The organism is Spartinivicinus marinus, assembly GCF_026309355.1.
Taxonomy (GTDB): Bacteria; Pseudomonadota; Gammaproteobacteria; order Pseudomonadales; family Zooshikellaceae; genus Spartinivicinus; species Spartinivicinus marinus.
Map to the genome: position 1 here is coordinate 2,717,435 of NZ_JAPJZK010000001.1, position 24,591 is coordinate 2,742,025.

Annotated in this window: 19 protein-coding genes, 2 tRNA genes and 3 rRNA genes; 15 read left to right on the forward strand and 9 right to left on the reverse strand. The window is 41.8% G+C overall.

Going from position 1 to position 24,591, the window contains the following annotated elements:
- Positions 1-31: 31 nt before the first annotated feature.
- The 6 genes from OQE68_RS12275 (at position 32) to OQE68_RS12300 (ending at position 5,984) form a co-directional block, all read left to right on the forward strand.
- A 16S ribosomal RNA gene (locus tag OQE68_RS12275) occupies positions 32-1,572 on the forward strand.
- 88 nt (positions 1,573-1,660) lie between these two features.
- A tRNA-Ile gene (locus tag OQE68_RS12280) sits at positions 1,661-1,737 on the forward strand.
- 5 nt (positions 1,738-1,742) lie between these two features.
- Positions 1,743-1,818, forward strand: a tRNA-Ala gene (locus OQE68_RS12285).
- Between the two features lie 223 nt (positions 1,819-2,041).
- Positions 2,042-4,933, forward strand: a 23S ribosomal RNA gene (locus OQE68_RS12290).
- 169 nt (positions 4,934-5,102) lie between these two features.
- A 5S ribosomal RNA gene (gene rrf / locus OQE68_RS12295) occupies positions 5,103-5,218 on the forward strand.
- Together the 16S, 23S and 5S rRNA genes with 2 tRNA genes alongside form the textbook arrangement of a ribosomal RNA operon.
- A 274-nt stretch (positions 5,219-5,492) precedes the next feature.
- On the forward strand, positions 5,493-5,984 hold the full coding sequence (locus OQE68_RS12300) for a GNAT family N-acetyltransferase (RefSeq protein ID WP_180569017.1): 492 nt from the start codon (positions 5,493-5,495) through the stop codon (positions 5,982-5,984).
- A gap of 40 nt (positions 5,985-6,024) precedes the next feature.
- Here OQE68_RS12300 and OQE68_RS12305 read toward each other — a convergent pair whose 3' ends face one another.
- Positions 6,025-7,350, reverse strand: coding sequence for a sensor histidine kinase (locus tag OQE68_RS12305; RefSeq protein WP_180569018.1), 1,326 nt, complete (start codon positions 7,348-7,350; stop codon positions 6,025-6,027).
- Positions 7,351-7,364: 14 nt separating this feature from the next.
- Positions 7,365-8,066, reverse strand: a complete 702-nt coding sequence (locus OQE68_RS12310) for a response regulator (protein WP_180569019.1) — start codon at positions 8,064-8,066, stop codon at positions 7,365-7,367.
- Between the two features lie 255 nt (positions 8,067-8,321).
- Here OQE68_RS12310 and OQE68_RS12315 point away from each other — a divergent pair, with 255 nt between their 5' ends.
- Positions 8,322-8,675, forward strand: a complete 354-nt coding sequence (locus tag OQE68_RS12315) for a VOC family protein (RefSeq protein WP_180569020.1) — start codon at positions 8,322-8,324, stop codon at positions 8,673-8,675.
- A 64-nt stretch (positions 8,676-8,739) separates the two neighbouring features.
- On the opposite strand, the gene OQE68_RS12320 is transcribed toward OQE68_RS12315, so the two are convergent.
- From OQE68_RS12320 to OQE68_RS12330, 3 genes are all read right to left on the reverse strand, one after another.
- On the reverse strand, positions 8,740-9,381 hold the full coding sequence (locus tag OQE68_RS12320; protein ID WP_180569021.1) for a DUF4360 domain-containing protein: 642 nt from the start codon (positions 9,379-9,381) through the stop codon (positions 8,740-8,742).
- A 244-nt stretch (positions 9,382-9,625) separates the two neighbouring features.
- The gene (locus OQE68_RS12325; protein WP_180569022.1) at positions 9,626-10,795 is read right to left on the reverse strand and encodes a helix-turn-helix domain-containing protein; all 1,170 of its coding nucleotides are present in this window, start codon (positions 10,793-10,795) and stop codon (positions 9,626-9,628) included.
- Between the two features lie 154 nt (positions 10,796-10,949).
- A complete protein-coding gene (locus tag OQE68_RS12330) occupies positions 10,950-11,369 on the reverse strand; it encodes a M67 family metallopeptidase (protein ID WP_180569023.1) in 420 nt (139 codons plus the stop codon).
- Between the two features lie 841 nt (positions 11,370-12,210).
- Between OQE68_RS12330 and OQE68_RS12335 the strand changes: the two genes are divergently transcribed.
- Both OQE68_RS12335 and tcdA read left to right on the forward strand, forming a co-directional pair.
- Positions 12,211-12,960 carry a M48 family metallopeptidase gene (locus OQE68_RS12335; protein ID WP_255490896.1) on the forward strand — a complete coding sequence of 250 codons (750 nt, stop codon included), beginning with the start codon at positions 12,211-12,213 and terminating at the stop codon, positions 12,958-12,960.
- 159 nt (positions 12,961-13,119) lie between these two features.
- Positions 13,120-13,905, forward strand: coding sequence for a tRNA cyclic N6-threonylcarbamoyladenosine(37) synthase TcdA (gene tcdA, locus OQE68_RS12340; RefSeq protein ID WP_180569024.1), 786 nt, complete (start codon positions 13,120-13,122; stop codon positions 13,903-13,905).
- Here tcdA and OQE68_RS12345 read toward each other — a convergent pair.
- Entirely contained in the window at positions 13,892-15,604 is a 1,713-nt protein-coding gene (locus tag OQE68_RS12345) for a SufS family cysteine desulfurase (RefSeq protein WP_255490897.1), read from the reverse strand. The genes tcdA and OQE68_RS12345 overlap by 14 nt on opposite strands.
- Before the next feature lie 439 nt (positions 15,605-16,043).
- Between OQE68_RS12345 and OQE68_RS12350 the strand changes: the two genes are divergently transcribed.
- Positions 16,044-16,931 carry a DUF4123 domain-containing protein gene (locus OQE68_RS12350; RefSeq protein WP_180569025.1) on the forward strand — a complete coding sequence of 296 codons (888 nt, stop codon included), beginning with the start codon at positions 16,044-16,046 and terminating at the stop codon, positions 16,929-16,931.
- 156 nt (positions 16,932-17,087) lie between these two features.
- Here the strand turns inward: OQE68_RS12350 and OQE68_RS12355 are convergent, their stop codons facing one another.
- Positions 17,088-17,276 (reverse strand): PA3496 family putative envelope integrity protein, encoded by a 189-nt coding sequence (locus OQE68_RS12355; protein ID WP_180569026.1) that lies wholly within the window; start codon positions 17,274-17,276, stop codon positions 17,088-17,090.
- A gap of 396 nt (positions 17,277-17,672) precedes the next feature.
- Positions 17,673-18,527 carry a transcriptional regulator HexR gene (hexR, locus tag OQE68_RS12360; RefSeq protein ID WP_180569027.1) on the reverse strand — a complete coding sequence of 285 codons (855 nt, stop codon included), beginning with the start codon at positions 18,525-18,527 and terminating at the stop codon, positions 17,673-17,675.
- 241 nt (positions 18,528-18,768) lie between these two features.
- Between hexR and uvrD the strand changes: the two genes are divergently transcribed.
- The 5 genes from uvrD to OQE68_RS12385 all read left to right on the forward strand — a co-directional run bounded on the left by uvrD (position 18,769) and on the right by OQE68_RS12385 (position 23,880).
- Complete coding sequence (gene uvrD / locus OQE68_RS12365) at positions 18,769-20,973, forward strand: DNA helicase II (protein WP_180569028.1); 2,205 nt, start codon at positions 18,769-18,771, stop codon at positions 20,971-20,973.
- A 339-nt stretch (positions 20,974-21,312) separates the two neighbouring features.
- The gene (locus OQE68_RS12370; protein ID WP_180569029.1) at positions 21,313-22,431 is read left to right on the forward strand and encodes a TRAP transporter substrate-binding protein; all 1,119 of its coding nucleotides are present in this window, start codon (positions 21,313-21,315) and stop codon (positions 22,429-22,431) included.
- Positions 22,432-22,553: 122 nt separating this feature from the next.
- A complete protein-coding gene (locus tag OQE68_RS12375; RefSeq protein WP_180569030.1) occupies positions 22,554-22,859 on the forward strand; it encodes a hypothetical protein in 306 nt (101 codons plus the stop codon).
- A gap of 30 nt (positions 22,860-22,889) precedes the next feature.
- On the forward strand, positions 22,890-23,165 hold the full coding sequence (locus OQE68_RS12380; RefSeq protein ID WP_180569031.1) for a polyhydroxyalkanoic acid system family protein: 276 nt from the start codon (positions 22,890-22,892) through the stop codon (positions 23,163-23,165).
- Between the two features lie 70 nt (positions 23,166-23,235).
- Positions 23,236-23,880 (forward strand): TetR/AcrR family transcriptional regulator, encoded by a 645-nt coding sequence (locus tag OQE68_RS12385; RefSeq protein ID WP_180569032.1) that lies wholly within the window; start codon positions 23,236-23,238, stop codon positions 23,878-23,880.
- A 134-nt stretch (positions 23,881-24,014) separates the two neighbouring features.
- Here the strand turns inward: OQE68_RS12385 and OQE68_RS12390 are convergent, their stop codons facing one another.
- Complete coding sequence (locus OQE68_RS12390) at positions 24,015-24,443, reverse strand: phasin family protein (protein WP_180569033.1); 429 nt, start codon at positions 24,441-24,443, stop codon at positions 24,015-24,017.
- Positions 24,444-24,591 lie beyond the last annotated feature (148 nt).

Below are 24,591 nucleotides of genomic sequence, written 5' to 3' on the forward strand. Positions count from 1 at the left end.
GTTTTGCACTTTAAGCAAGACAACCTGATTTAAACTGAAGAGTTTGATCATGGCTCAGATTGAACGCTGGCGGCAGGCCTAACACATGCAAGTCGAGCGGAAACAGGGGAGCTTGCTCCCGCTGTCGAGCGGCGGACGGGTGCGTAACGCGTAGGAATCTACCTGGTAGTGGGGGATAGCCCGGAGAAATCCGGATTAATACCGCATACGCCTTAAGGGGGAAAGAGGGCCTCTATTTATAAGCTCTTGCTATCAGATGAGCCTGCGTCGGATTAGCTAGTTGGTAAGGTAAAGGCTTACCAAGGCGACGATCCGTAGCTGGTCTGAGAGGATGATCAGCCACACTGGGACTGAGACACGGCCCAGACTCCTACGGGAGGCAGCAGTGGGGAATATTGCACAATGGGCGCAAGCCTGATGCAGCCATGCCGCGTGTGTGAAGAAGGCTCTAGGGTTGTAAAGCACTTTCAGCGAGGAGGAAAGGGTGTAAGTTAATACCTTGCATCTGTGACGTTACTCGCAGAAGAAGCACCGGCTAACTCCGTGCCAGCAGCCGCGGTAATACGGAGGGTGCGAGCGTTAATCGGAATTACTGGGCGTAAAGCGTGCGTAGGTGGCTTGATAAGCCAGATGTGAAAGCCCCGGGCTCAACCTGGGAATTGCATCTGGAACTGTTAGGCTAGAGTACGGTAGAGGGTAGTGGAATTTCCTGTGTAGCGGTGAAATGCGTAGATATAGGAAGGAACACCAGTGGCGAAGGCGACTGCCTGGACTGATACTGACACTGAGGCACGAAAGCGTGGGGAGCAAACAGGATTAGATACCCTGGTAGTCCACGCCGTAAACGATGAACACTAGCCGTTGGGCGACTTGATCGCTTGGTGGCGAAGCTAACGCGATAAGTGTTCCGCCTGGGGAGTACGGCCGCAAGGTTAAAACTCAAATGAATTGACGGGGGCCCGCACAAGCGGTGGAGCATGTGGTTTAATTCGAAGCAACGCGAAGAACCTTACCTGGCCTTGACATCCTGCGAACTTTCTAGAGATAGATTGGTGCCTTCGGGAACGCAGAGACAGGTGCTGCATGGCTGTCGTCAGCTCGTGTCGTGAGATGTTGGGTTAAGTCCCGTAACGAGCGCAACCCTTGTCCTTAGTTACCAGCACGTGATGGTGGGCACTCTAAGGAGACTGCCGGTGACAAACCGGAGGAAGGTGGGGACGACGTCAAGTCATCATGGCCCTTACGGCCAGGGCTACACACGTGCTACAATGGGGCGTACAGAGGGTTGCCAAGCCGCGAGGTGGAGCTAATCTCATAAAACGTCTCGTAGTCCGGATTGGAGTCTGCAACTCGACTCCATGAAGTCGGAATCGCTAGTAATCGTGAATCAGAATGTCACGGTGAATACGTTCCCGGGCCTTGTACACACCGCCCGTCACACCATGGGAGTGGGTTGCACCAGAAGTAGCTAGTCTAACCTTCGGGAGGACGGTTACCACGGTGTGATTCATGACTGGGGTGAAGTCGTAACAAGGTAACCCTAGGGGAACCTGGGGTTGGATCACCTCCTTAAACGAAGCTCGTCATTGCAGTTAAGAGTCCACATGAATTGTCTGATTGAAAGGTTAAAACCCTATTGGGTCGCTGACCCGGAAGATTTGGGTCTGTAGCTCAGCTGGTTAGAGCGCACCCCTGATAAGGGTGAGGTCGCTGGTTCAAGTCCAGCCAGACCCACCAAGTATGGGGCCATAGCTCAGCTGGGAGAGCGCCTGCTTTGCACGCAGGAGGTCTGCGGTTCGATCCCGCATGGCTCCACCAACAAGCGACTGGGAATACGATAGGGAACAAGAAGTCATCGATAAAAGGTTAGGAAGTTACTTTTTATCCATGGCTTTTTTTAAGCCACTTGCTCTTTAACAATTTGGAACTGTAGTAATTTGAAAATAACTGCTGAGTATACAGAAATGTGATACTCAAGCGTTCGGCGTAAAATATCGTTGTAATTGTTTGTAAGTGTGACTCAGATTATTTTGGGTTATATGGTCAAGTGATTAAGCGCATACGGTGGATGCCTTGGCAGCTGGAGGCGATGAAGGACGTAGGAGCCTGCGAAAAGCGACGGGGAGTTGGCAAACGAACTGTGATCCGTCGATGTCCGAATGGGGAAACCCAACCACTTAGGTGGTTATCATGCACTGAATTCATAGGTGTATGAGGCGAACCCGGGGAACTGAAACATCTAAGTACCCGGAGGAAAAGAAATCAACCGAGATTCCGTGAGTAGAGGCGATCGAAAGCGGACTAGCCCTTAAGCTTGTTATGGTTTAGTGGAAGGATCTGGAAAGTTCCGCGATACAGGGTGATAGCCCCGTACACGAAAGGCCATTTTAAGTGAAATCGAGTAGGTCGGGACACGTGATATCTTGACTGAAAATGGGGGGACCATCCTCCAAGGCTAAATACTCCCAGCTGACCGATAGTGAACCAGTACCGTGAGGGAAAGGCGAAAAGAACCCCGTTGAGGGGAGTGAAATAGAACCTGAAACCGTATGCGTACAAGCAGTGGGAGCATGCTTCGGCATGTGACTGCGTACCTTTTGTATAATGGGTCAGCGACTTATTTTCAGTGGCAAGCTTAACCGAATAGGGGAGGCGTAGGGAAACCGAGTCTTAATAGGGCGAACAGTCGCTGGGAATAGACCCGAAACCGGGCGATCTATCCATGAGCAGGGTGAAGGTTAGGTAACACTGACTGGAGGCCCGAACCCACTGTCGTTGAAAAGCCAGGGGATGACTTGTGGATCGGAGTGAAAGGCTAATCAAGCCCGGAGATAGCTGGTTCTCCTCGAAAGCTATTTAGGTAGCGCCTCGTGTCTCACCATGGGGGGTAGAGCACTGTTTCGGCTAGGGGGTCATCCCGACTTACCAACCCGATGCAAACTCCGAATACCCATGAGTGCAATCACGGGAGACACACGGCGGGTGCTAACGTCCGTCGTGGAAAGGGAAACAACCCAGACCGTCAGCTAAGGTCCCAAAGTTCTAGTTAAGTGGGAAACGATGTGAGAAGGCCCAGACAGCCAGGAGGTTGGCTTAGAAGCAGCCACCCTTTAAAGAAAGCGTAATAGCTCACTGGTCGAGTCGGCTCGCGCGGAAGATGTAACGGGGCTCAAACTAGACACCGAAGCTACGGATCCTAACTTAGGTTAGGGTGGTAGAGGAGCGTTCTGTACGCCTGCGAAGGTAGATCGGGAGGTCTGCTGGAGGTATCAGAAGTGCGAATGCTGACATGAGTAACGATAAAGGGAGTGAGAAGCTCCCTCGCCGGAAGACCAAGGTTTCCTGCGCAACGCTAATCGGCGCAGGGTGAGTCGGCCCCTAAGGCGAGCACGAAAGTGGTAGTCGATGGGAAACAGGTTAATATTCCTGTACTAATAATGACTGCGATGAAGGGACGGAGAAGGCTAGGTTGGCCTGGCGATGGTTGTCCAGGTTTAAGGTTGTAGGTAGGCATCTTAGGCAAATCCGGGGTGCTAATACTGAGAGCCGATATCGAACTCATCTTCGGATGAGGAAGTAATTGATGCCATGCTTCCAGGAAAAGCTTCTAAGCTTCAGGTCATTATTAACCGTACCCCAAACCGACACAGGTGGTCAGGTAGAGAATACCAAGGCGCTTGAGAGAACTCGGGTGAAGGAACTAGGCAAAATGGCACCGTAACTTCGGGAGAAGGTGCGCCGGAGCTGGTGAAATTCCTTGCGAATGGAGCTGGAGCCGGTCGAAGATACCAGGTGGCTGCGACTGTTTATTAAAAACACAGCACTCTGCAAACACGTAAGTGGACGTATAGGGTGTGACGCCTGCCCGGTGCCGGAAGGTTAATTGATGGGGTTAGCTTCGGCGAAGCTCTTGATCGAAGCCCCGGTAAACGGCGGCCGTAACTATAACGGTCCTAAGGTAGCGAAATTCCTTGTCGGGTAAGTTCCGACCTGCACGAATGGCGTAACGATGGCCACGCTGTCTCCACCCGAGACTCAGTGAAATTGAAATCGCTGTGAAGATGCAGTGTATCCGCGGCTAGACGGAAAGACCCCGTGAACCTTTACTACAGCTTCACACTGGACTTTGAGCCTACTTGTGTAGGATAGCTGGGAGGCTTTGAAGCGGTAACGCTAGTTATCGTGGAGCCAATCTTGAAATACCAGCCTGGTATGTTTGAGGTTCTAACTCTGGTCCCTGATCGGGATCGAGGACAGTGTGTGGTGGGTAGTTTGACTGGGGCGGTCTCCTCCCAAAGAGTAACGGAGGAGCACGAAGGTGCGCTAAGCATGGTCGGACATCATGCGGTTAGTGTAAAGGTATAAGCGCGCTTGACTGCGAGACGTACATGTCGAGCAGGTACGAAAGTAGGTCTTAGTGATCCGGTGGTTCTGTATGGAAGGGCCATCGCTCAACGGATAAAAGGTACTCCGGGGATAACAGGCTGATACCGCCCAAGAGTTCACATCGACGGCGGTGTTTGGCACCTCGATGTCGGCTCATCACATCCTGGGGCTGAAGCCGGTCCCAAGGGTATGGCTGTTCGCCATTTAAAGTGGTACGCGAGCTGGGTTTAGAACGTCGTGAGACAGTTCGGTCCCTATCTGCCGTGGACGTTGGAAGTTTGAGGAGAGCTGCTCCTAGTACGAGAGGACCGGAGTGGACGAACCACTGGTGTTCGGGTTGTGTCGCCAGACGCATTGCCCGGTAGCTAAGTTCGGACGGGATAACCGCTGAAAGCATCTAAGCGGGAAGCCCCCTTCAAGATGAGACTTCCCTTAGGCCTTGAGCCTTCTAAAGAGCCGTTTAAGACTAAGACGTTGATAGGCGGGGTGTGTAAGTGCTGTGAGGCATTGAGCTAACCCGTACTAATTGCTCGTGAGGCTTGACCATATAACGCCAAAGTGATTTGAGTACAAATCCAAAGCGAAATAGACAAGCACAACGAAATAATACATCGAACGCAAAGCTTAAAAATAAGCTAAAGAGTATCACCAAAAAAGTACAACGCAGAATTCAAATTACGAAAACCAACGCAAAACAGTTCCAAATTCCAGTTTTGCTTGACGACTATAGCGAGTGTGAACCACCTGAATCCATCCCGAACTCAGTAGTGAAACCGCTCCGCGCCGATGGTAGTGTGGGGTCTCCCCATGTGAGAGTAGGTCATCGTCAAGCGCCTTATTTTAAAAACCCTCAGCACAATGTGTTGGGGGTTTTTTGTGTTTGGAAAAATTCCGGATTTATCTTTAAAAGCAAATAAAGATACCCTTTTTATAAAGCATGTTAAGAAATGTTGTTTTCATGATGATTATTTTGGCCCATGGCTTTAGAAAACTGTTGACACCTTATTAGTATAAAGGGTAGGTGAAAGTGCGTACTATAAAAACTCATCAATTGACGGTAGATTGGAGATTGTTAATATCATTCTAATAAATATAGAAATAAAGTAATGGATATTTTAATAAGACATAGAGAAAGTAGTGATATTCCGGCTATTAAAGCTTTTATGGAGCAGCTGTCAAATTACTCAGGTACCTTACAGTTACCCTACCCATCACTTGATCGTTGGCTTAAACGATTATCACAAACACCTGATAATGTGTATTGTCTCGTAGCTGCTGTTGAAGAAAAAGTGGTTGCACACATGCACTTAGCGATTGCTGATAATATTCGAAGAAAGCACGTAGCGAGTTTGGGAATGGCCGTTGATGAAAGTTATCAAAGTAAAGGTGTTGGTTCCAAACTGCTTGGCGCTGCAATCGATTTAGCCGAGAACTGGCTAGCACTAAAGCGCCTTGAGTTAACAGTTTACACTGATAATAAAGCTGCAGTTGCTTTATATGAAAAATATGGTTTTGCAAAAGAAGGCGTCGCTAAGGCCTTTGCTTTTCGTAATGGCGAATATGTGGATGTTTATTATATGGCAAGAATAAAAACGTAGTTGTAATTATAGCTAGGAAAACAAATAGGAATACTTTCACTTAAGGGTGAGTCAATGGCAGCTTGATAGAAGCTTTTAAGCCGCCGTTAGTAATATTTTGAAATTGTAGCTCACCTTGATGTGCTTGAATAATGCTGTTGGCAATAGCGAGACCCAGGCCATGTCCACCAGTGTTTCTAGCTCGGGCGCTATCTACTCGGTAAAATGGGTCAACCAGTTTGCTTAGTGTCATGTCAGGTACTCCTGGGCCTTGATCAATAATGTTAATATTGTAGTAGTTATCTTTTTCGTTACAACTAATACAAACTGTAGTGTTTTCAGGAGAATATTTAATAGCATTGCGTACGATATTATCAATAGATCGATACAGCAGTCTTCTATCACCTTTAGTGCTATTATTAATGTCATTTGCCAGGTTTAACTTGATACTCTTCAAGTCTGCTTCTAAAGTATTGTCTTCGATTACTTCTTGAATAATTGCGGGTAGTTTTATTTCTTCTTTTAATAGCTCTACAGTTGGTTCTTGTAATTTAGTAATTGTTATTAGTTCATCAATTAAGCTATCTAATAACTTGATTTGTCGATTCATTTTTTCAAGCAACCTGGGTTCAGCACCTTTTTTGGCTATTAACTCAATAGCAACCCGCTGCCTAGCTAAAGGAGTTTTCAACTCATGGGAAATACTATGAAATAGCTGTTGTAGGTTGTCATGATTTTGCTGAATTTTTTCAGCCATATGATTGAACTCCCGAGCCAAGATACCTATTTCATCAAGCCTATGTTCTATTTTAGGATTAACTCTTTTGGCAAGATCACCTTTTGCTAGGCTTTGAGAAATATTAGTTAATTCTTTAAGTGGGTTTACCAGGTGTTTGGAAAAGAATATGGAAACAATAAATAAGACAAATAAACTGGTAATGGCTCTGCTCCACCAAAGAATATCCTGTCGATGTTTAGGAGGGGGAGGAAAGCTTGGCCCAAGACTGAAATATAAATAATCTCCTTGTTTAGTAGACACCTCTGTTGGTTCTGCCCATGGAGGTAAATAATATCGTTTATGTAGAAAGCGCTTTATAGATCTTGGTAGAGGCGTTGTTGTAGCCGATGTACCTGATGGTGTGATTAAAAAGGCTCTGAGTCCTGTTTCTTCATTGAGTTGTTTTACCCAATTAGCTAAAGCTTTTCTTCCGTGGGCTTCGAAAACAGTAACGGCTTCTGCTGAGTTCTTTTTATCTTGTATATATTTTTCGTGTAGTCCTAGTTCACTTTCAACAATTTCTCTTGTAATCCATGAAGACAATACTGCAATAATTATTAAAGCAGCCCAAAAAACAAGTAGAACTTTCCAGAAAATTTGCTTAAACATACACTAAGGCTAAACTAAAACTGTTTAAGCAGGTAGCCTTTTCCCCTGATTGTTTTAATTAAGCTTGGATTGTCATATACATCAGCGATTTTCTTACGGAGATTGCTGACATGCATATCAATGCTACGGTCATATAGCGAGAGCTGTTTACCCAGCGCCTGTAGGGATAATGTTTCTTTACTCACTACTTCGCCAGTATGTTGCATTAGTAGTGAGAGAACCTCAAACTCTGTACCTGTTAAGTTCAGCGGTTGACCTGATACAGTAGCCTCATGACTAGAAAGGTTAAGATATAGTGGTCCAACCATTACCACATTGCTAGAGCGAATAGACTTTGTGGTTTGTTGATCCATCACTACACGTCGAATAACCGCTTTAATTCTGGCTACTAACTCTCTTGGACTGCAGGGTTTGGGAAGATAGTCATCTGCACCTAGCTCAAAGCCGAGGATTCGATCTAACTCTTCTCCTCGGGCTGTAAGCATTATTACAGGAGTAAGACGTTGTTGACGAAATTCTTTTAAAAACTCAACGCCATTAATGCCTGGTAACATGATATCAAGAATAATAACATCAAAGTTTTCAGTGAGTGCGACATTAAGGCCTTTATCACCTCGAGTCTCCCAAGTAATGGTAAAAGACTCCAGTTCAAGGTAGTCAATAAGCAGTTCTGCAAGCTCTTGATCGTCTTCAACAAGTAACAAACGATATGACATGAATATTTCTCTATAGTCATTCTGTTGTCATTTTACCATAGCCTAAACAGTGGTTAGCGATCTTTACGTTTTATTTACATAGGTCTAGTGTATCCATAAGCTTTGACATTAGATGAAATGTAAATTCTTTAATGATAAAAGTTCAAATCAAGCTACTTCTATTTAGTCTTACCAAGACTTCTTGGATAGGTTAAAAATACTTGACATAATTAAATGACAAGATGAAAACAATATTTATCACTATAGACTACAAACATGCTTGATCATATTGGTATTTATGTAACGGACTACATGGCCAGTAAAGAGTTCTATAAAACTATTTTAGCCCCTCTTGGATATAAGGTGGTTGCAGAGGTACAAGGGTGGGTGGCCATTGGAGATAATAAACCCAGACTGTGGTTAATGGGAGGAGCAAAAACAATACCTGCCGTTCAGTTGGCATTTCAACTTAACAACAGGCAACTGGTTGATCAGTGTTATCAACTTGCGATGGCTAATGGAGGTTTTTCTCAGGCTGAGCCTGGAAAGCGACTGATATATGAGCAAACTTATTATGGTGCCTTTGTAGAAGACTTAGACCAACATATAATAAAGTTTATTTGTAAGTGAATATTACCCTTCGCTCATCTGTTTTTTTACACCTAAGGCAAATAGGGGGCAGTGTAGCAAGTTCTTATATACTCTTAGCGCTTAGTCTATTAGTGCATTTTTTACGAGAAAATAAAATTTTCACGTTGATTGAGCTTATGGTAATTGCGCTTTGCAGGTCTTTACTACTAAGGTTTACTTCAGTTTTAATTTCTAAAGGAGTATGTCTGCTGCATGTTGACCAGTTTTGAGGTTGGCCTGCTAGTGCAGTTTGCTGGAAATATTGCTCAGCTGTTTTATTTACAGAGCCATATACATATTGGGTGGATTTATTGGCAGGAGTTATGCCTTGTAAACGACTGTTGTTAGCTATAGTTGCCATGCCGGACTGGTCTAATCTAGCACGACCTTTATATGTTAATGAGTTCAGCCGATAAGCAACTCCAGGAGGTGCGACAATGGTAAGTTTTAACTGACAATAACTGGTATTATAATTAGCATCACTACTTACCTTGAAGTGCTTAAAATTTACACTAAATTCGTTTGCTTCCTCATGAAAAATAAAATTAGTTGAACCGACTGGACAACCAGTACCACTGTAGTTGGCAGATTGAATATAGGCTTCTCCAGGATAAATGACAGTATCAGAACTTGCAGTATAAGCCGCTGGTGCTATAAGCAATGTTAGTTGATACAGTAATAAACGACGCTGTAAGAAATTAGTCACAATTAGAACTCTCCATGTATTTTGTTAATATGTCCCTGGTTCTACCCAAACATGTTTTAAGATAAAGCTATGTTAGCAATAAGGGACGTATTGAGCTGGCCAGTTGCGTATTGGTGCTATGATAGTTTTGCTATAAAAACAAGACTATAAGAAAGCAAATTGATAGATAAATCAATAGGTACGGTATATATTTTATGTTGTTATCAGAGATATTGTATGATTGTTTATCTGTAAAACCTTTAACTTATAATCGGGAGGGTAGGTCAGTGCTTTTGCGTGTGTAATTAATAGAAAATACATTATGTTTTTTAGGCGAGGAAGCTGCTGATTTATTGAGGGCGTTTTTAAACTCAATAAAAAGATTTGTAAGTAACAACTTTTTAACGGCCAGGTGCTGAGCAATAACTTCAGTGCTAAGAGCTTGGGTTTTGTTCAACTGTTGGATTTGATTAGAAATAAAATGGGGCTGCTCTTTTTTTGTTTTGCAATTATTAAAATGAATAGATGCATTGGTTCTCAATTTAGCTAAACTGAACTTAAGTTGTTTAATGCTAATTAATTTAAGTTGAAATGCTCTATAGATAACGGCTTCCTTACTCACTCCCCAGCGTTGTTGCAATGATTCAATTTCAGGCCAGTAAATAATTGGTTTACTACGTACAAATTCATTACGAAAACTACACGCAGGCATAAGTAAAGCAAGTGCGAAATTTTCTAAATCTTGCTTAGTCGCAGATATATTTTTGCTGGTGAAAAAAAAGTTGCTAACAATTGCACCGCAATGCATTGCAATATCAAATCGAACTTGATAAGCCGTTTTTTTATGGTTGATGATAATGATCGGGTGAGGATAGGTAATAGACATGGAGTCAATGCTGGAGTAAAGATTAGGAAAGGAAGTGACGATACCTCCTGATCTTTCGATGAGAGTAGTTATATTTTCAATAGGAGAAAAGCCCAGCCCCCAATGGAATCGGCAAGAATCTGCTAATTGTTCAATATTTGTATCTGAAGCTATATCAGCGTCATATATTTTAGGGAAGTTATTAGGAAACCTGAATTGGGTTTTTAAAACTCGAATAAGTTCATAATATAAACTCAAGTAGGCAGTTGCTTGAAACAAGGTTGAGTTATTTGATGTAGCCTGACTTTTTGGTGTAGTGATAGGGACATAAAATATAGCATCTTCATGGATAGTATAGCGACTGGAACCGGTTAAAAATGGAGGCAAAATACCTAGTCGACAACACAACTGTTTAATTAGTATGTTGTTGGGTTGGCTAATACCTGCTTCCATTTTAACCAAAGTAGATACTGAAATGCCTAATAGCTCTGATAGCTCATATAAATTAAGCTGATTGATCAGTCTTGCGCTTCGTAAGTTGTTGCCATTAATATGATTGACAGAAGTCATTTTTATATAAACCTAAATATAAGTAACACTCAAAAATGTTACAGGTATTTCTTGAGTGTTTCTGAGTTATTGACAGTTTAAAAAAGCTTTTAGATATTCGCTAAAGACTAAGAAAATAACTTCTGAGCAACTATAAGTAGATAGTTTGGCTTAACTATTGAACAATTTGTTCTTGTATGAAATTTTGTTTATCAGTTGTTAATTGCCAGGCATGACAGCTAACAGTTTTACCATGAGACAGTGAAATAATAATATGAGTTATTCCTGGGCAATCATATAAACAGTCTAGTTGTGAGGGCTCATCAGTAAAATCTGGGTGTGTATGAACCATACTCACAATGGTTAGCCCTTCTGCCCCTGCTTTGTTTTTAATTGAATTATAGGTATGAGAGTCAGTTAGTGACACTGGATATTTTTTTATATAATCCATCTCATCACATGCAATGTAGTAGCTTCCTGTAGCAATCCCTCCTTCTTTTTTTCCAACTATGAACCCAAAGCATTTGGCTGGATAGGTGCGTTCTGCTTGGGTTAAAATAGCCGACATAATTTGACGGGTCAGTTTAATACTCATGGTTGCTTTCCCTAAACTGACAATTAATTGAAAAAGTTATAAGTTAATACAAAGCTTATTGGTTAAGCTCATGCTGATTCAGGCTGTCACCAGTAATATATTAAGCATGATCTGTGTTGGTAAAGATATTCTCCCGCTAATAAACAATAACTAGCTACGATACTTCCCGCTTATAGATGTATGAAAAAGCTTTCAGTTACCCATTATATATAAGCCAATATTTAACACTATTCCAAGTCAATTTTTTATACTAAATCCCTTGCAAAATTATAAAAAATGACCATCTTGACAAACGCTTATTAATATTATTAAAGCCAGAATGAAATGTCAGTAGTAATGTAATTTAGCTAATAGCCTATAATCGACTAACCTTACCTAATAGTCAGTTAGCTGTCTTAAAGGTTACACATTCTTATAGTGACTTAGTTAAATGCGATGAAACAAAAGGCTCACTATTTGATGATTTTTTATGAAGAATATAATGCTACGGTAGCACTTGTTAGCATTTGCGAATGACTATAAGTTCGCTGCAGTGGCCTATTTTAAGCCGTCTAAGAGTTATACATTAGAGGATTATAAAACCATATCACAGAAATTCACTAAAGTAATATAAGACTTTATGCTATACTTCGCGGCTTTATTATTTACTGGAAAACTTATACTGTTGGTAGTTGACTGTATCAAACTGATTTGACTTCTGGAGCAAACTGTTTAATTAGGGTGCAGTTTTGCTTTATTTTTATCAAATAAGACATGTTGGGCATTACCGAAAACAGCATAGTTTGACAAAATTATAACTGGAAAATTTGCAGTATATGGATTTGAGATGGAGGTTAGAGGCATGAATAAGCTGAAATCAATGACAGCTTCTGTTGCTATTGCACTGGCTTTAGTTGGCTGTAAATCAGATTTATTAGAAAATGAAGCAGGAATGAGTGCGCTGGGCGGGGTATTGACCGCTGCAACAGTCTCTGAAAATGAAGTCATAAACAGCGCCAAACTCTCCGCTCAAGAAATGGACAAAAAGTCTAAAGTAGCTCCTGCTAATAGTTTGTATACGAAACGCCTTGATCGTTTAGTAAGTAAGTATCAACAAGTCGATGGTTTGAAATTAAACTATAAAGTTTATCTGTCGAAAGAAATGAACGCATTTGCAATGCCTGATGGCACGGTGAGGGTTTATTCTGGATTGATGGATATTCTGAGTGATCAGGAATTACTTTCAGTTATTGGTCACGAAATTGGTCATGTAAAGTTGAAGCACTCCTTTAACCAGTACAAGCAAACATTGCTGGCAGCCTCTGCAAGAGAAGGAATAACTGCTGCGGGTGGTACAGTGGCTGATTTAGCACAATCACAGCTAGGTGAGATTGCGCTGCAGTTTGTGAATGCTCAGTTTTCTCAGTCAGATGAGCTAGAAGCTGATGTTTATGGCGTCGCCTTTATGAAACAGCGGGGCTTGAACCCAAATGCAGCTGTGAGTGCATTCCAGAAGCTGAAACGCTACTCTGGTGAAGGTGGTGGTTTACTTTCTTCTCACCCTGCCACTTCTGAGCGAATTAATAAAATCAAAGCAGAAATCGCTAAATAGTTAAGCTTATATCCTGAATGGGGCTGCTTATAGTCATTTGTAGCCCCAACCTTATTCTTCCTCCCAGATACTATTCTCTCTAATTCCACCCACTACACTTATAGTTGTTTAGCTCTATAATGCGGCTCTAATCTAGATGTGAGTAGAGTGTAGGTTGTTATGGCTGAAGCTGAGTTTGAGCAGCGTTTTGGTGGTTTGCGCCGGCTATACGGTAGCGATGCAATTGAGGCTTTTAAGAAAAGCCATGTTGCTGTTGTTGGTATCGGCGGTGTGGGGTCTTGGGCTGCAGAAGCACTTGCCAGATCTGCTATAGGTACCATCACCCTGATTGACTTGGATGATATTTGTATCACTAATACCAATCGTCAAATACATGCTTTACAAAATACGGTTGGTTTGCCCAAAGTTGAGGTGATGGCTGAGCGGATTAAGGCTATCAATCCACATAGTAAGGTAAATATTATTGATGACTTTATTACCACAGATACCTTAGCAGACTACCTGACGGATGATATCGACTGTGTTATTGATGCAATAGATAGCGTTCGTTCTAAAACAGCCATGATTGCTTATTGTAAGCGCCATAAAATACCCATTGTGGTGACTGGAGGGGCAGGTGGTCAAATTGACCCAACCTTAATCACAACAGGTGATTTGAGTAGAACTTATAATGATCCACTGTTAGCTAAAGTGCGTAATTTGTTACGCAGAGAGTATCGATTTTCGACAAATCCTAAACGGCGTTTTAGTGTGGAGTGTGTTTACTCTACAGAGCAGCTTACTTATCCAAAGCCGGATGGTTCTGTATGCCAACAAAAATCTGTAATGGAAGGTGGAGTACGGTTAGATTGTAGTGGCGGGTTTGGTGCGGCAACCATGGTTACCGCTTCGTTTGGTTTTGCTGCAACAGCCTGTGCATTACGTAAGATTATTAAGGCGAATTAATGACTCTAGCCTCTTGCTTAATTCGATTAATAATTGCGATTAAGCCATTACTGCGGGAAGGGCTTAGGTGCTTATCCAAACCAATACGAGAAAACTCAGTGGTGATATCATAGCTTTCAATAAAATCGGGGGACTGTCCATCATAAAAATTGATTAATAGAGCTAACAAGCCCTTCATTACTCGTGCATCACTGTCAGCAGTAATGTTGAACTGGTTGGTCTCAGCTTGGTAAGTTATCTTCAGCCAAACTCGGCTTTCACATCCAGGTATCAGCTTGTCATCAGTTTTCTGTTGGTCTGTCCATGGTGGCAGCTGTTTACCCAACTGCATTAAATGGCGATAGCGTTGATCCCAGTTGTTAAAACTCAGAAGTTTTTTAGTCAGCTTGTTTTCAACATTTTTATGTTCATTGTCTGCTAGTTCTACATGCCTGGGAACCATCGTTGCTGGCTGACAAATATCAGCTAATGCGCTGGCAAATAACTCTACTTCTTGAGTCGTGTTGTATAAAGCAAATGAAGCACGAATAGTGCCGTTAATATTGAAATGCTGCATTAATGGCATGGTGCAGTGGTGGCCAACTCTCACTGCAATACCCTGTTGGTCAAGTAATAAGCCAATATCCTGGGGATGATGACCTTCGATAAGAAAGGAAACAATACCTATTCTATTGCTTGCCTTGCTATAAAAGCGAATGCCAGGTAAGTGCTGAATTAGTGATTCAGCATAACTTGCCAATGCGATTTCATGCTGTGTTACTTGGTGTAAGTCGAACTGATTAATAAACTCTATTGCGCTAGCAAGACCAAATGCACCAGCAATATTGGGAGTGCCTGCTTCAAATTTGAAGGGTACACGATTAAAGCGAGTGTCTTCTAATGTAACCAGCTCAATCATTTCACCACCCATTTGCCAGGGTGGCATCATGTCTAATAAAGCCCTTTTGGCATATAACACACCAATACCTGTCGGGCCGTATAGTTTATGGCCTGAAAATACTAAGAAATCACAGTCTAGAGCTTGTACATCAAGTTTGGTATGAGCAGCTGATTGTGCGGCATCAATTAATACTAATGCACCCACATCATGCGCTTCTTTAATAAGCTGGCGAATAGGATTAATTGTCCCAATAGCGTTGGATATGTGGCTAAGACAAACCAGTTTAGTTTTTTTATTCAGTTTATTGTGAAAGTCCTGTTGATCTAGTTCGCCAGCAGTATTAATTGACACCACCTTTAACTTAGCACCAGTAGCCTTAGCTAATTGTTGCCAAGGAACTATATTAGCGTGATGCTCTAGAATAGTGACTAATATTTCATCACCCGCCTTAATAAAATGATAACCATAGCTATAAGCAACTAGATTAATAGCTTCTGTAGCTCCACGAGTCCAGATAATTTCGTCAGAGGTTGATGCATTAATAAACTGTTGGACTGTTTGACGAGCTTTCTCAAAACCTAGGGTAGCTTTGGTACTGAGGTGGTGAGATGCCCTATGAACATTAGCGTTACAGTTTTGGTAGTAATCGCTAATGGCTTGAATGACAGATAGTGGCTTTTGAGTAGTAGCGGCATTATCAAGGTATACCAAAGGCTGACAATTGGCTGGTGTTTGTAAAATAGGAAACAGTTTGCGTACTGCTTTTACGTTAAATGTAGTTGTCATTACAGCTTTGTTATCAACGGATTTGACCGGCATTCATAAAAAATATTGCTTAATATCATGACTGAAAAACTATTTTAGTCATAGTGGTTTTGATATTGTCATTTAGTGTCGTCTTCATTTTTAAGTAAATAGGTGTACTGGAAAAAAACTAATAACTTTTTGTTATATAGGGTTAGAGCAGCTATATGGCTTTTAGGATGTTGCTGTTTGAAGCTGTGAAGTGGATAAATTTAGATCATACTATAAATATTAATGATAATGATCTGGTAGTATTATTCTTGTAATCTATTTTGTGAAGACTTAAATCAGTAGCAAGTCGCAAGAACTTGAGTACTTTATGTCAACGAACGCGTTTGATAACTAGAGCAATAACAGGTTATGACTTAGCCACTAGCAATGGCTTTTTACAATAATCGGGGCGATAAAGTGGTTTAAGTGAATTAGAACTTAGGCTGCTATCAAAGGAGGGAGTATGTTGCTTGACGAGTATAGACAGCAAATCAAGGTTGCACTCGAAAAGCACAACCATGCAGGGCTGTATTTCATAATAGACTCAGCCAGTTTGCCAGAATTACCGGAGCGAATTTGGGAGCTAGAAGACAACCCTCAATGTGATTCGTTATTCAGGGGGACACCAGAAGAAGAACTATGTGATGTGGCGCCGTACTTGATAAAAGTGAGCATCAATACTCGGCTTTTTGACTGGTTGTTACAGCAGTCTGCAGAGTTACCTATAGGTATCTTTATTATTAGTCATTGTGAGCATGTACAACTCTATAGCCACTTTAAAGCAGCGTTAGAAATAAATTTACCAAATCACCACTGGGCGCATTTTAAATTGTATGATCCTAGAGTGATTGCAGGGCTAAATGCTGTTTGCAATAAGCAAGCATTTGCAAGCTTATTGGGGCCTGCTAGTGGCTGTATTTACGTTGACTTGTGCAGTCGACAAGTGTGTCACATCGAAAACGAGCAATCTAGCTGTTATCACTATGAAAATAAAAAGTTAACGTTTACATTAACAGCATGTCAGTTGGAACGGTTGGTAGAACTGAGTATGCCTTTTGCTGTGGTGGATTATTTACGGCTTCAGCATGCAGAGTTGATAACATCAGATGTGTATGCAGAACTTTTATTATTTGCAAAACAAAATCTGAAACAGCATAAAGAGTTGTCAGGTATTGTAGCTAAGGAAAAGCAGCCTGTATTGGGCAACTTATGTAGGTTATTGTCTCCTGTTACTCAAGAATATTCGATCATTGAGTCAGCACTGGATAAAGCGCAAATGGCAACCTATATATCAGCAGGGGAAATGACCAATTTGTTACAACACTACCGGGCTCAAAAAATCTGTGCCTGAGTTAGGTAACGTGTTTAATGAGTTCTTCAAGAAAAATAGCCTTCCCCATCCAGTGGCATAGCTTTAGGGCAATGTAGCTATAAGTTGTATGAGGAAGGTTGTTGCTCCTTTTATTTTATTATTCATGCTAGGCTAATATATCCCTGGTTTAGTCGACTAGTCATCCTCCCAGTAATCATCGCCAATTAAATGGTTTAAGCGTTTATTCTCAAAGTAATCCTCAATGGCGCGTCTTGCTTCCAGAGAGCGCTGAGAAGGCTTTTCTCGGTTGCTGCTACTGGTTGAGCTGTTTGTAGAAGAGATGAAAATGGGCTGGTTAGTTTGGTTGGGTACTTGTACTTGCATAGTGCCGCATCCCTTTCTGGTGTTAGTAATTGGTTAAGATGCAATAGCTTTATGACAATATTATTAAGTTTTTATATTTGTATTGTTAGCGTGATTTAAATATCGAACGGTGTAGTTTAAACTCCAACTGCCTTCAAATTTATGTGTAACAGTTTAAAAGCGACTTGAGCTTAAAGCGCTTAAACTTAGCAACTTGCCGCCTACCCAGAAAAGAGCCGTTATTCACAAAATGCGGATTGTTATCCAGCAACTTTTCCTAAGGCCAATGTAACAGCAGAGCAGCCCGCCGTTAACAACTTTTTAATAACATTTTCAAATTACCAACTCAGTTAAAATGAAAATATTTTACTAGTTATTATTTATTGTGTGCTACGGGGTAGGCTGTATATACCAAGCTTATGTTGAGGAGATGCGTAGTGTGCGTAAGTTATTCTTAACTGTTTTTAAATGTGCAGCTAATTCTGGCCCACGAGACATAGCAACACCCATTGCCAAAATATCAATTACTACCAAATGAGCAATTCTTGAGGTTAATGGGGTGTAAACATCCGTATCTTCTATTGCTTCTATGTGTAATGCAAAGTCACATAGTGATGCTAGCGGGCTTTCTTTGGGACATATGGCAATTACTTTAGCCTGTTGCTTTTTAACTAGCTGGATTGTATGAATTAGCTCCCGAGTACGCCCTGTTTGAGATATAGCAATAACGCAGTCTTCAGGGGTTAATGTTGCAGCAGACATCGACTGCATATGGGGATCAGAATAGGCAGCGGCAGATAGCTGTAGGCGAAAGAACTTGTGTTGTGCATCAATGGCTACAGCACCAGAGGCGCCAAACCCATAGAATTCTACCCGCTTGGCTACAGATAAAGCATTGATTGCTTGTTCTAAAACTAAGTTATCTAAACTATCGCGAACACTTGATAGCGTGCTGATGGTGGAGTCGATTATTTTTGACTTGTAGTCAGCAGGAGAGTCATCGGGACTAATGGCAAATTGGCCAAAGCTACTGCCAGAAGCTAAGCATTGTGCCAGTTGTAATTTGAAATCCTGAAAGCCACTACAGCCGACTGCACGACAAAACCTGAGTACCGTAGGTTCACTTATCTCGGCTTCTGTTGCTAGGTCTGCAATGCTGATATGCATAACACGAGTAGGGTTATGAAGTACAAAATCTGCCACTTTCTGCTCAGATCGGCGAAGTTGACTGTAGCATTGCTGGATTTGTTGTAACAGCTGAATAGAAACCATGTGAGGTGAATCTTTGCTGGGCCTGTTTGTAGTTATACTACAAAAAATGCATACAAACTATATGGAAATAAGGTTAAGTAGGTCTAACCTGAATATTTTATGGCTACCCAAAACACTGTGGCTGATTGAAATATCTGGCTCAGCATTGCAAGCTAAGGCTGCTCGCCGCTAAACTAGATGATCTTAAACAAGATAGCTGCTGTTTAATTTCTGCCCACACTACTCCTGGCTACAAATCACTATGGATGTATCCCAAACTTTAGACTCATTAAATACTGCTCAGCGTGAGGTAGTTGCTTCACCTATTGGAAATTGCCTGGTGTTGGCTGGTGCAGGTAGTGGTAAAACACGAGTATTAGTACACCGTATTGCTTGGCTGATCCAAACTGAAGGTATTTCGCCACATGCTATTATGGCCGTGACCTTTACCAATAAAGCGGCAGCAGAAATGCGTAGTCGAATTGAATCCCTATTGGGGGTGAGTACCCGCGGAATGTGGGTGGGCACTTTTCATGGTTTGGCTCACCGTTTATTGAGGCTGCACTGGCGAGATGCTGGGCTGCCAGCGAACTTTCAAATATTAGATGCTGATGACCAACTGCGTTTAATTAAGCGCCTTATGAAGGGCTTAAACTTAGATGAAGCCAAGTGGCCACCCAAACAAGCTCAGTGGTACATTAATAACCAAAAAGATGAAGGACGCCGGCCACAAAATATAGAGCCATATGGTGACCCGTTTGAAGTGACAATGCTAAAGGTTTATCAAGCCTATGAAGAGGCTTGTCGTTTATCTGGGATGGTGGATTTTGCTGAGTTGCTACTGAGAGCCCATGAGATATGGCTGCATAAACCAGAAATTTTAAAGCACTACCAGCAGCGATTCCGCTATTTATTGGTAGATGAGTTTCAAGACACTAATACTATTCAATACGCCTGGTTAAGGGTGTTGTCTGGGAATCAAATTCCCGTGATGGTGGTGGGTGATGATGATCAGTCTATATACGGCTGGCGCGGTGCAAAAATCGAAAATATCCGACAGTTTGGTAAAGATTTTTCTGATAGCCAGACTATTCGTTTGGAGCAAAACTATCGATCGACCAAAACTATCTTGCAGGCAGCTAATGCTTTAATTGCCCATAACCCCAGTCGACTGGGTAAAGAATTATGGACAGAAGGTGATAAAGGCAATGAAATTCAGCTGTATGCTGGGTTTAATGAAGTTGATGAGGCCCGCTTTATAGCTCAACGTATTTCCAATTATTTAGAAAGCCACAAGGGTAAATATAGTGATATTGCTTTATTGTATCGCTCAAATGCTCAGTCGCGTATTTTGGAAGAAGCCTTATTAAGAGGCAGTATTCCTTATCGCATATATGGTGGCTTACGATTTTTTGAACGTGCTGAAATAAAAAATGCATTAGCTTACTTGCGGCTTTTGGTAAATCGCAATGATGATGGTGCTTTTGAGCGGGTAGTGAATTTACCAACACGCGGTATTGGTAACAAAACCCTGGAGTTTGTTCGAAATACGGCGAAAACCAATGACGCTAGCTTATGGCAGGCAGCTGAACAAGTGATTAATCAACGGCAGATATCAGCACGAGCAGCAAACGCGTTGTCAGGATTTTTACAGCTCATTAATAATATAGATTCAGCCACTGATGAAATGGACTTGGCAGCATTAGCTGATCAAGTAATTACCATGAGTGGCTTGATTGAGTTTCATCAAAAAGAAAAAGGAGAAAAAGGTCGTGCTCGGGTAGAAAACTTAGAAGAATTAGTGTCTGCTTGTAAAACATTTGACCCGGATGACTACTTTATTGAAGGAGCAGAACAACAGCCCAGCCCATTAGCTGCCTTCTTAGACCATGCAGCACTGGAAGCAGGTGACACTCAAGCTGATCAATTTGAAGATTGTGTACAGCTAATGACGTTGCACTCCGCCAAGGGGCTTGAGTTTCCTTTGGTATTTTTAACGGGTATGGAGCAAGGTCTCTTTCCTCACAAAATATCCCTGGAAGACCCTGATGGCTTAGAAGAAGAGCGACGCTTATGTTATGTAGGCATTACCCGTGCAATGCAGCAGTTGTACTTAACCTATGCTGAATCCAGACGGTTACATGGCCAGGAAAATATAAATAGACCCTCGCGATTTATAAAAGAAATCCCTACTGAGTTAGTTAATGAAATACGAATAAATGCGTCTATTACCAGGCCAACGTATACCCGTATAGCCCCTCGTGCAGTGCAGGTAATAGCGGACAAAAGCCCAATACCCGAAACAGACTTGCAGGTTGGTCAGCGAGTGTTGCATAGTATCTTTGGCGAAGGCACTATTATAAATTACGAAGGGCAGGGCGCTCAGGCTAGAGTTCAAGTGAATTTTGCCAATGAAGGCGCTAAGTGGCTGGTAGTCGCTTATGCTAAGCTAGAAGTTATTGATTAATCGATAAAAATAACTGCTAACAAAATAAACAACATAAAATAGAACAACAAAGGCACAATACTTACCCTTAATGGCCTAAAGTAAAAAGCTCTAAAACTAAACAGCTGAAGAGTTGTTAAACTTTAGACGTTTATAGGCGAAAGCGGGTGAGCAAGTGCCTTATAACCTTTGACGGTTCAAAAAATATAACCAAAGCGGATGAGGTATAGGGCAGGTCAACACATATATGTAGGCTGGTACTAACAACCAATAAAAAAGCATTCGCGCACGGTATATTTAGAGAAAAATAACAAATATTGTTTAGTTAAAGGTTTCACGAATAGATAGGGAGTCATTCATATGAAACGACGCGACTTTGTAACTGCATTAGGTATTGGGGCTGGTGCTGCTGCACTATCTGCCTGTGGTAAAAAAGAATCTGAAGATTGCGCCCAACAAGGCATAGGCGAGCAGGCAGCCAGCAAAGATGTTATCCATTGGAAAATGGTAACTACATGGCCAAAAAACTTTCCTGGACTAGGTACAGCCCCAGAGCGCTTTGCTAAAAATGTCGCGAAAATGAGTAATGGGCGGCTGCAAATAAAAGTACATGGTGCGGGTGAGCTGGTTCCTGCCTTGGAAGCATTTAGTGCGGTATCAGCTGGCACAGCACAAATAGGCCATGGTGCTGCTTATTATTGGAAAGGCAAAGAACCTGCTGCACAGTTTTTTGCTGCTGTTCCCTTTGGTCTAAATGCCCAGGAAATGAATAGTTGGATTCACTATGGGGGTGGCCAGCAACTATGGGATGAAGCCTATGAGCAATTTAACCTGAAGCCTTTTGCTGGGGGTAACACCGGGGTGCAAATGGCAGGTTGGTTCCGTAAAAAGATTAACTCTTTGGAAGATTTAAAAGGGTTAAAAATGCGTATCCCAGGTTTAGGTGGAGAAGTCCTGAAAAAGCTGGGCGGTGTTCCAGTAAATATTCCAGGAGGAGAATTATTTACAGCCCTACAAACAGGTACGATTGATGCTACTGAATGGGTAGGACCATACAATGACCTGGCATTTGGGCTCTATAAAGCAGCAAAATATTACTATTATCCAGGTTGGCACGAGCCAGGTACAACTCTTGAAGTGATTATTAATAAAAAAGCACTTCAAGAGCTGCCGGAAGATTTACAAGCTATTGTCGAGCAAGCAATAAGAGCATCTAACCAAGATATGCTGGACGAGTACACGGCACGTAATAATCAGGCGCTTAATACCTTGGTTAATGAACATAAAGTTGAGCTCTTGAAGCTACCTGAAGATGTATTGAAACAGTTACATGCAGTCTCGAATGAGGTTGTTCAGGAAGTGGCCAATACCAGTGAAATGACTAAAAAAGTGTATGACTCTTTCACTAAATTTGCTGAACAGTCTCGGGCTTATCATATGATTTCTGAGCAAGCCTTCTACGAAACTCGCACTTTATAAAAACTTTCCTATCAAACTGTCTTCTATATTAAAACCTGTAGCGGAAGCTACAGGTTTGCCTTTTATAGTGAACTCCTGGTATACATTCTGCTAATTTGACTTTATCAATGAGGGAATCCCTTTTGACTGACCAGAATGATAGAAGCCTGGAAGATCTTCAGCGTTACCATCAATTATTAGAGGAAACGTTGGCTGCGAGCTCTCAGCAAGAGTTGATTCAACTCATTCATTTGCTTAGTTCAACCATTGGCCACGTCCGCTACTATCAAACCCAGGAACAAAAAGAAGCGGAAGCCAGGCAGCGGGTACTGTTAACTCAGCAAGTCCAGCAACAAAATGCGGAAGGGTTTGCTACTATGCAAGCTGTTACTTTGGCGGGTATCAAAGAAGTGTTATCTGCACTTCAAGTGTTAAAGCAGCAATCGTAAAAAATTTTGAGATGAGTTTTGATAGGTAATATGTCGAAGATTAATATTCAAAGAGATCACGGTACTTCAAAAGACAAGGCGAAAGATGCCGTGCAAAAAATTGCTGAAGAGTTACAGCAAAGCATGGGTGCTACTTATGAATGGCAACAGGATACGCTGTTATTCAAGCAAACAGGTGCTAAAGGCAAAATTGTAGTCGATGACCAAAAAGTCGATATTAGTATTGAATTAGGCTTGTTGATGAAGCCATTAAAAGGCACCATTGAGCAACAGATTAGTCAACGATTGGATAAATTAATCGGTTAGGTCGGTATTTACACCCTCACCCCAGCCCTCTCCCAGAGGGAGAGGGTGTTAGGTAGCATAAAATTGTTATATGAAAACACGAGAAAGGATTCTCTCAACGAGTCTGCAATTATTTAATGATTTTGGTGAGCCAAATATCACCACGATAGACATTTCTAATGAAATGGAAATCAGTCCTGGTAATCTTTACTATCACTTCCAGGGTAAGGATGCCATTATTCTTGAGCTTTATCTGCGCTTTGAACATGACCTGATAGAGTTATTAGAGTCTCCTTCACGAAATGAGCTGGCCGTAGATGACTACTGGTTGTATTTACATATTATTTTCGAAACCATCCAAAACTATCGTTTTCTTTATAGAGATCTGTCAAATTTACTGGCTAAGTATAAAAAAATTCAAGCTAGGTTTAATCGACTGATAAGTCGTAAAAAACAAATGTTTATTGATATATGCCAAAAATTAAAAAAAGCAGATTTTTTAATGGCAACTGAGGAGGAAATAGAAGCTCTGGCAGATAATGCGGTGGTGATTGCAACCTTTTGGTTAAATTATCAGGTTATGCGCCATAAAAATGCATACGACAGTAGTTATATAAGTCAAGGTATCTATCAAGTGATAACATTAATTGCTCCCTATCTAGTTGCTGAGCAAAAAGTGCATGTGCAGACTATCTGTAGAATGTATAAAGATAAAGGGTATCTTTTACGAGATTAAAAAGCAACTTATAAAACATTGTCATTAAATAGACACCTTGTTGCAGTATCTTGTTTATAGCCGCTATTAAAAATAAAAAAGGCAGGGGATAAACCCCTGCAAAATGATGTGCGTTTACCAGGATAGGTGTGTAACTAGGCTGAAACAGCCTTCTTAGTGGTACTACTACTGCGGCTAGCACTGGTAGCCGGCTTTTTGTCGGATGCCAGTGCTTTTACTGCTTCACTAAGCTCTTCAATCTGATGAGATAATTCTTTCAACTCGTCTTTAGTGGTGGTTGGAAAAATATCTCTCAGTTGGTTTATTCGGTTTTCCAGCCTATCGGTTGTTTTAGACTTTAGTTTATCTTTCATCTCGTCCATGCGATGCTGGGTGCGCGCTTGTACCTCTTCACCATCTTTTACAAGCGTTTCAAAAAATCTAATTCCTTCCTGCCCAAGCTTTTCATACTGAGCATAAGCTCCCAAGCCCGCGAGCCAGATTTTATGAGCAGATCCCCGGATGTTAGATAATAAGCTTTTTTCCTTCTCTTCAGATTTATCAACCGTTTTTACATCTGACATATTGCTATTCCTCTTAGTATGGCATTACAGGAAGCGAGCGAGACAACTCCCCTTTGGAACATACCTGTTCCCAACACGCCCGTTAACATGATTCAAGCCTAGCAGTGAAAATTAGAATGAACATACTAACTTTGCTGTTTAAAATGAC

What these genes read in the sequence shown, in the direction of transcription:
- OQE68_RS12300 (WP_180569017.1), top strand. Translation starts at nt 5,493, where the DNA reads ATGGATATTTTAATAAGACATAGAGAAAGTAGTGATATTCCGGCTATT.
- OQE68_RS12305 (WP_180569018.1), bottom strand. Translation starts at nt 7,350, where the DNA reads ATGTTTAAGCAAATTTTCTGGAAAGTTCTACTTGTTTTTTGGGCTGCT.
- OQE68_RS12310 (WP_180569019.1), bottom strand. Translation starts at nt 8,066, where the DNA reads ATGTCATATCGTTTGTTACTTGTTGAAGACGATCAAGAGCTTGCAGAA.
- OQE68_RS12315 (WP_180569020.1), top strand. Translation starts at nt 8,322, where the DNA reads ATGCTTGATCATATTGGTATTTATGTAACGGACTACATGGCCAGTAAA.
- OQE68_RS12325 (WP_180569022.1), bottom strand. Translation starts at nt 10,795, where the DNA reads ATGACTTCTGTCAATCATATTAATGGCAACAACTTACGAAGCGCAAGA.
- OQE68_RS12330 (WP_180569023.1), bottom strand. Translation starts at nt 11,369, where the DNA reads ATGAGTATTAAACTGACCCGTCAAATTATGTCGGCTATTTTAACCCAA.
- OQE68_RS12335 (WP_255490896.1), top strand. Translation starts at nt 12,211, where the DNA reads ATGAATAAGCTGAAATCAATGACAGCTTCTGTTGCTATTGCACTGGCT.
- tcdA (WP_180569024.1), top strand. Translation starts at nt 13,120, where the DNA reads ATGGCTGAAGCTGAGTTTGAGCAGCGTTTTGGTGGTTTGCGCCGGCTA.
- OQE68_RS12345 (WP_255490897.1), bottom strand. Translation starts at nt 15,604, where the DNA reads ATGCCGGTCAAATCCGTTGATAACAAAGCTGTAATGACAACTACATTT.
- OQE68_RS12350 (WP_180569025.1), top strand. Translation starts at nt 16,044, where the DNA reads ATGTTGCTTGACGAGTATAGACAGCAAATCAAGGTTGCACTCGAAAAG.
- OQE68_RS12355 (WP_180569026.1), bottom strand. Translation starts at nt 17,276, where the DNA reads ATGCAAGTACAAGTACCCAACCAAACTAACCAGCCCATTTTCATCTCT.
- hexR (WP_180569027.1), bottom strand. Translation starts at nt 18,527, where the DNA reads ATGGTTTCTATTCAGCTGTTACAACAAATCCAGCAATGCTACAGTCAA.
- uvrD (WP_180569028.1), top strand. Translation starts at nt 18,769, where the DNA reads ATGGATGTATCCCAAACTTTAGACTCATTAAATACTGCTCAGCGTGAG.
- OQE68_RS12370 (WP_180569029.1), top strand. Translation starts at nt 21,313, where the DNA reads ATGAAACGACGCGACTTTGTAACTGCATTAGGTATTGGGGCTGGTGCT.
- OQE68_RS12380 (WP_180569031.1), top strand. Translation starts at nt 22,890, where the DNA reads ATGTCGAAGATTAATATTCAAAGAGATCACGGTACTTCAAAAGACAAG.
- OQE68_RS12385 (WP_180569032.1), top strand. Translation starts at nt 23,236, where the DNA reads ATGAAAACACGAGAAAGGATTCTCTCAACGAGTCTGCAATTATTTAAT.
- OQE68_RS12390 (WP_180569033.1), bottom strand. Translation starts at nt 24,443, where the DNA reads ATGTCAGATGTAAAAACGGTTGATAAATCTGAAGAGAAGGAAAAAAGC.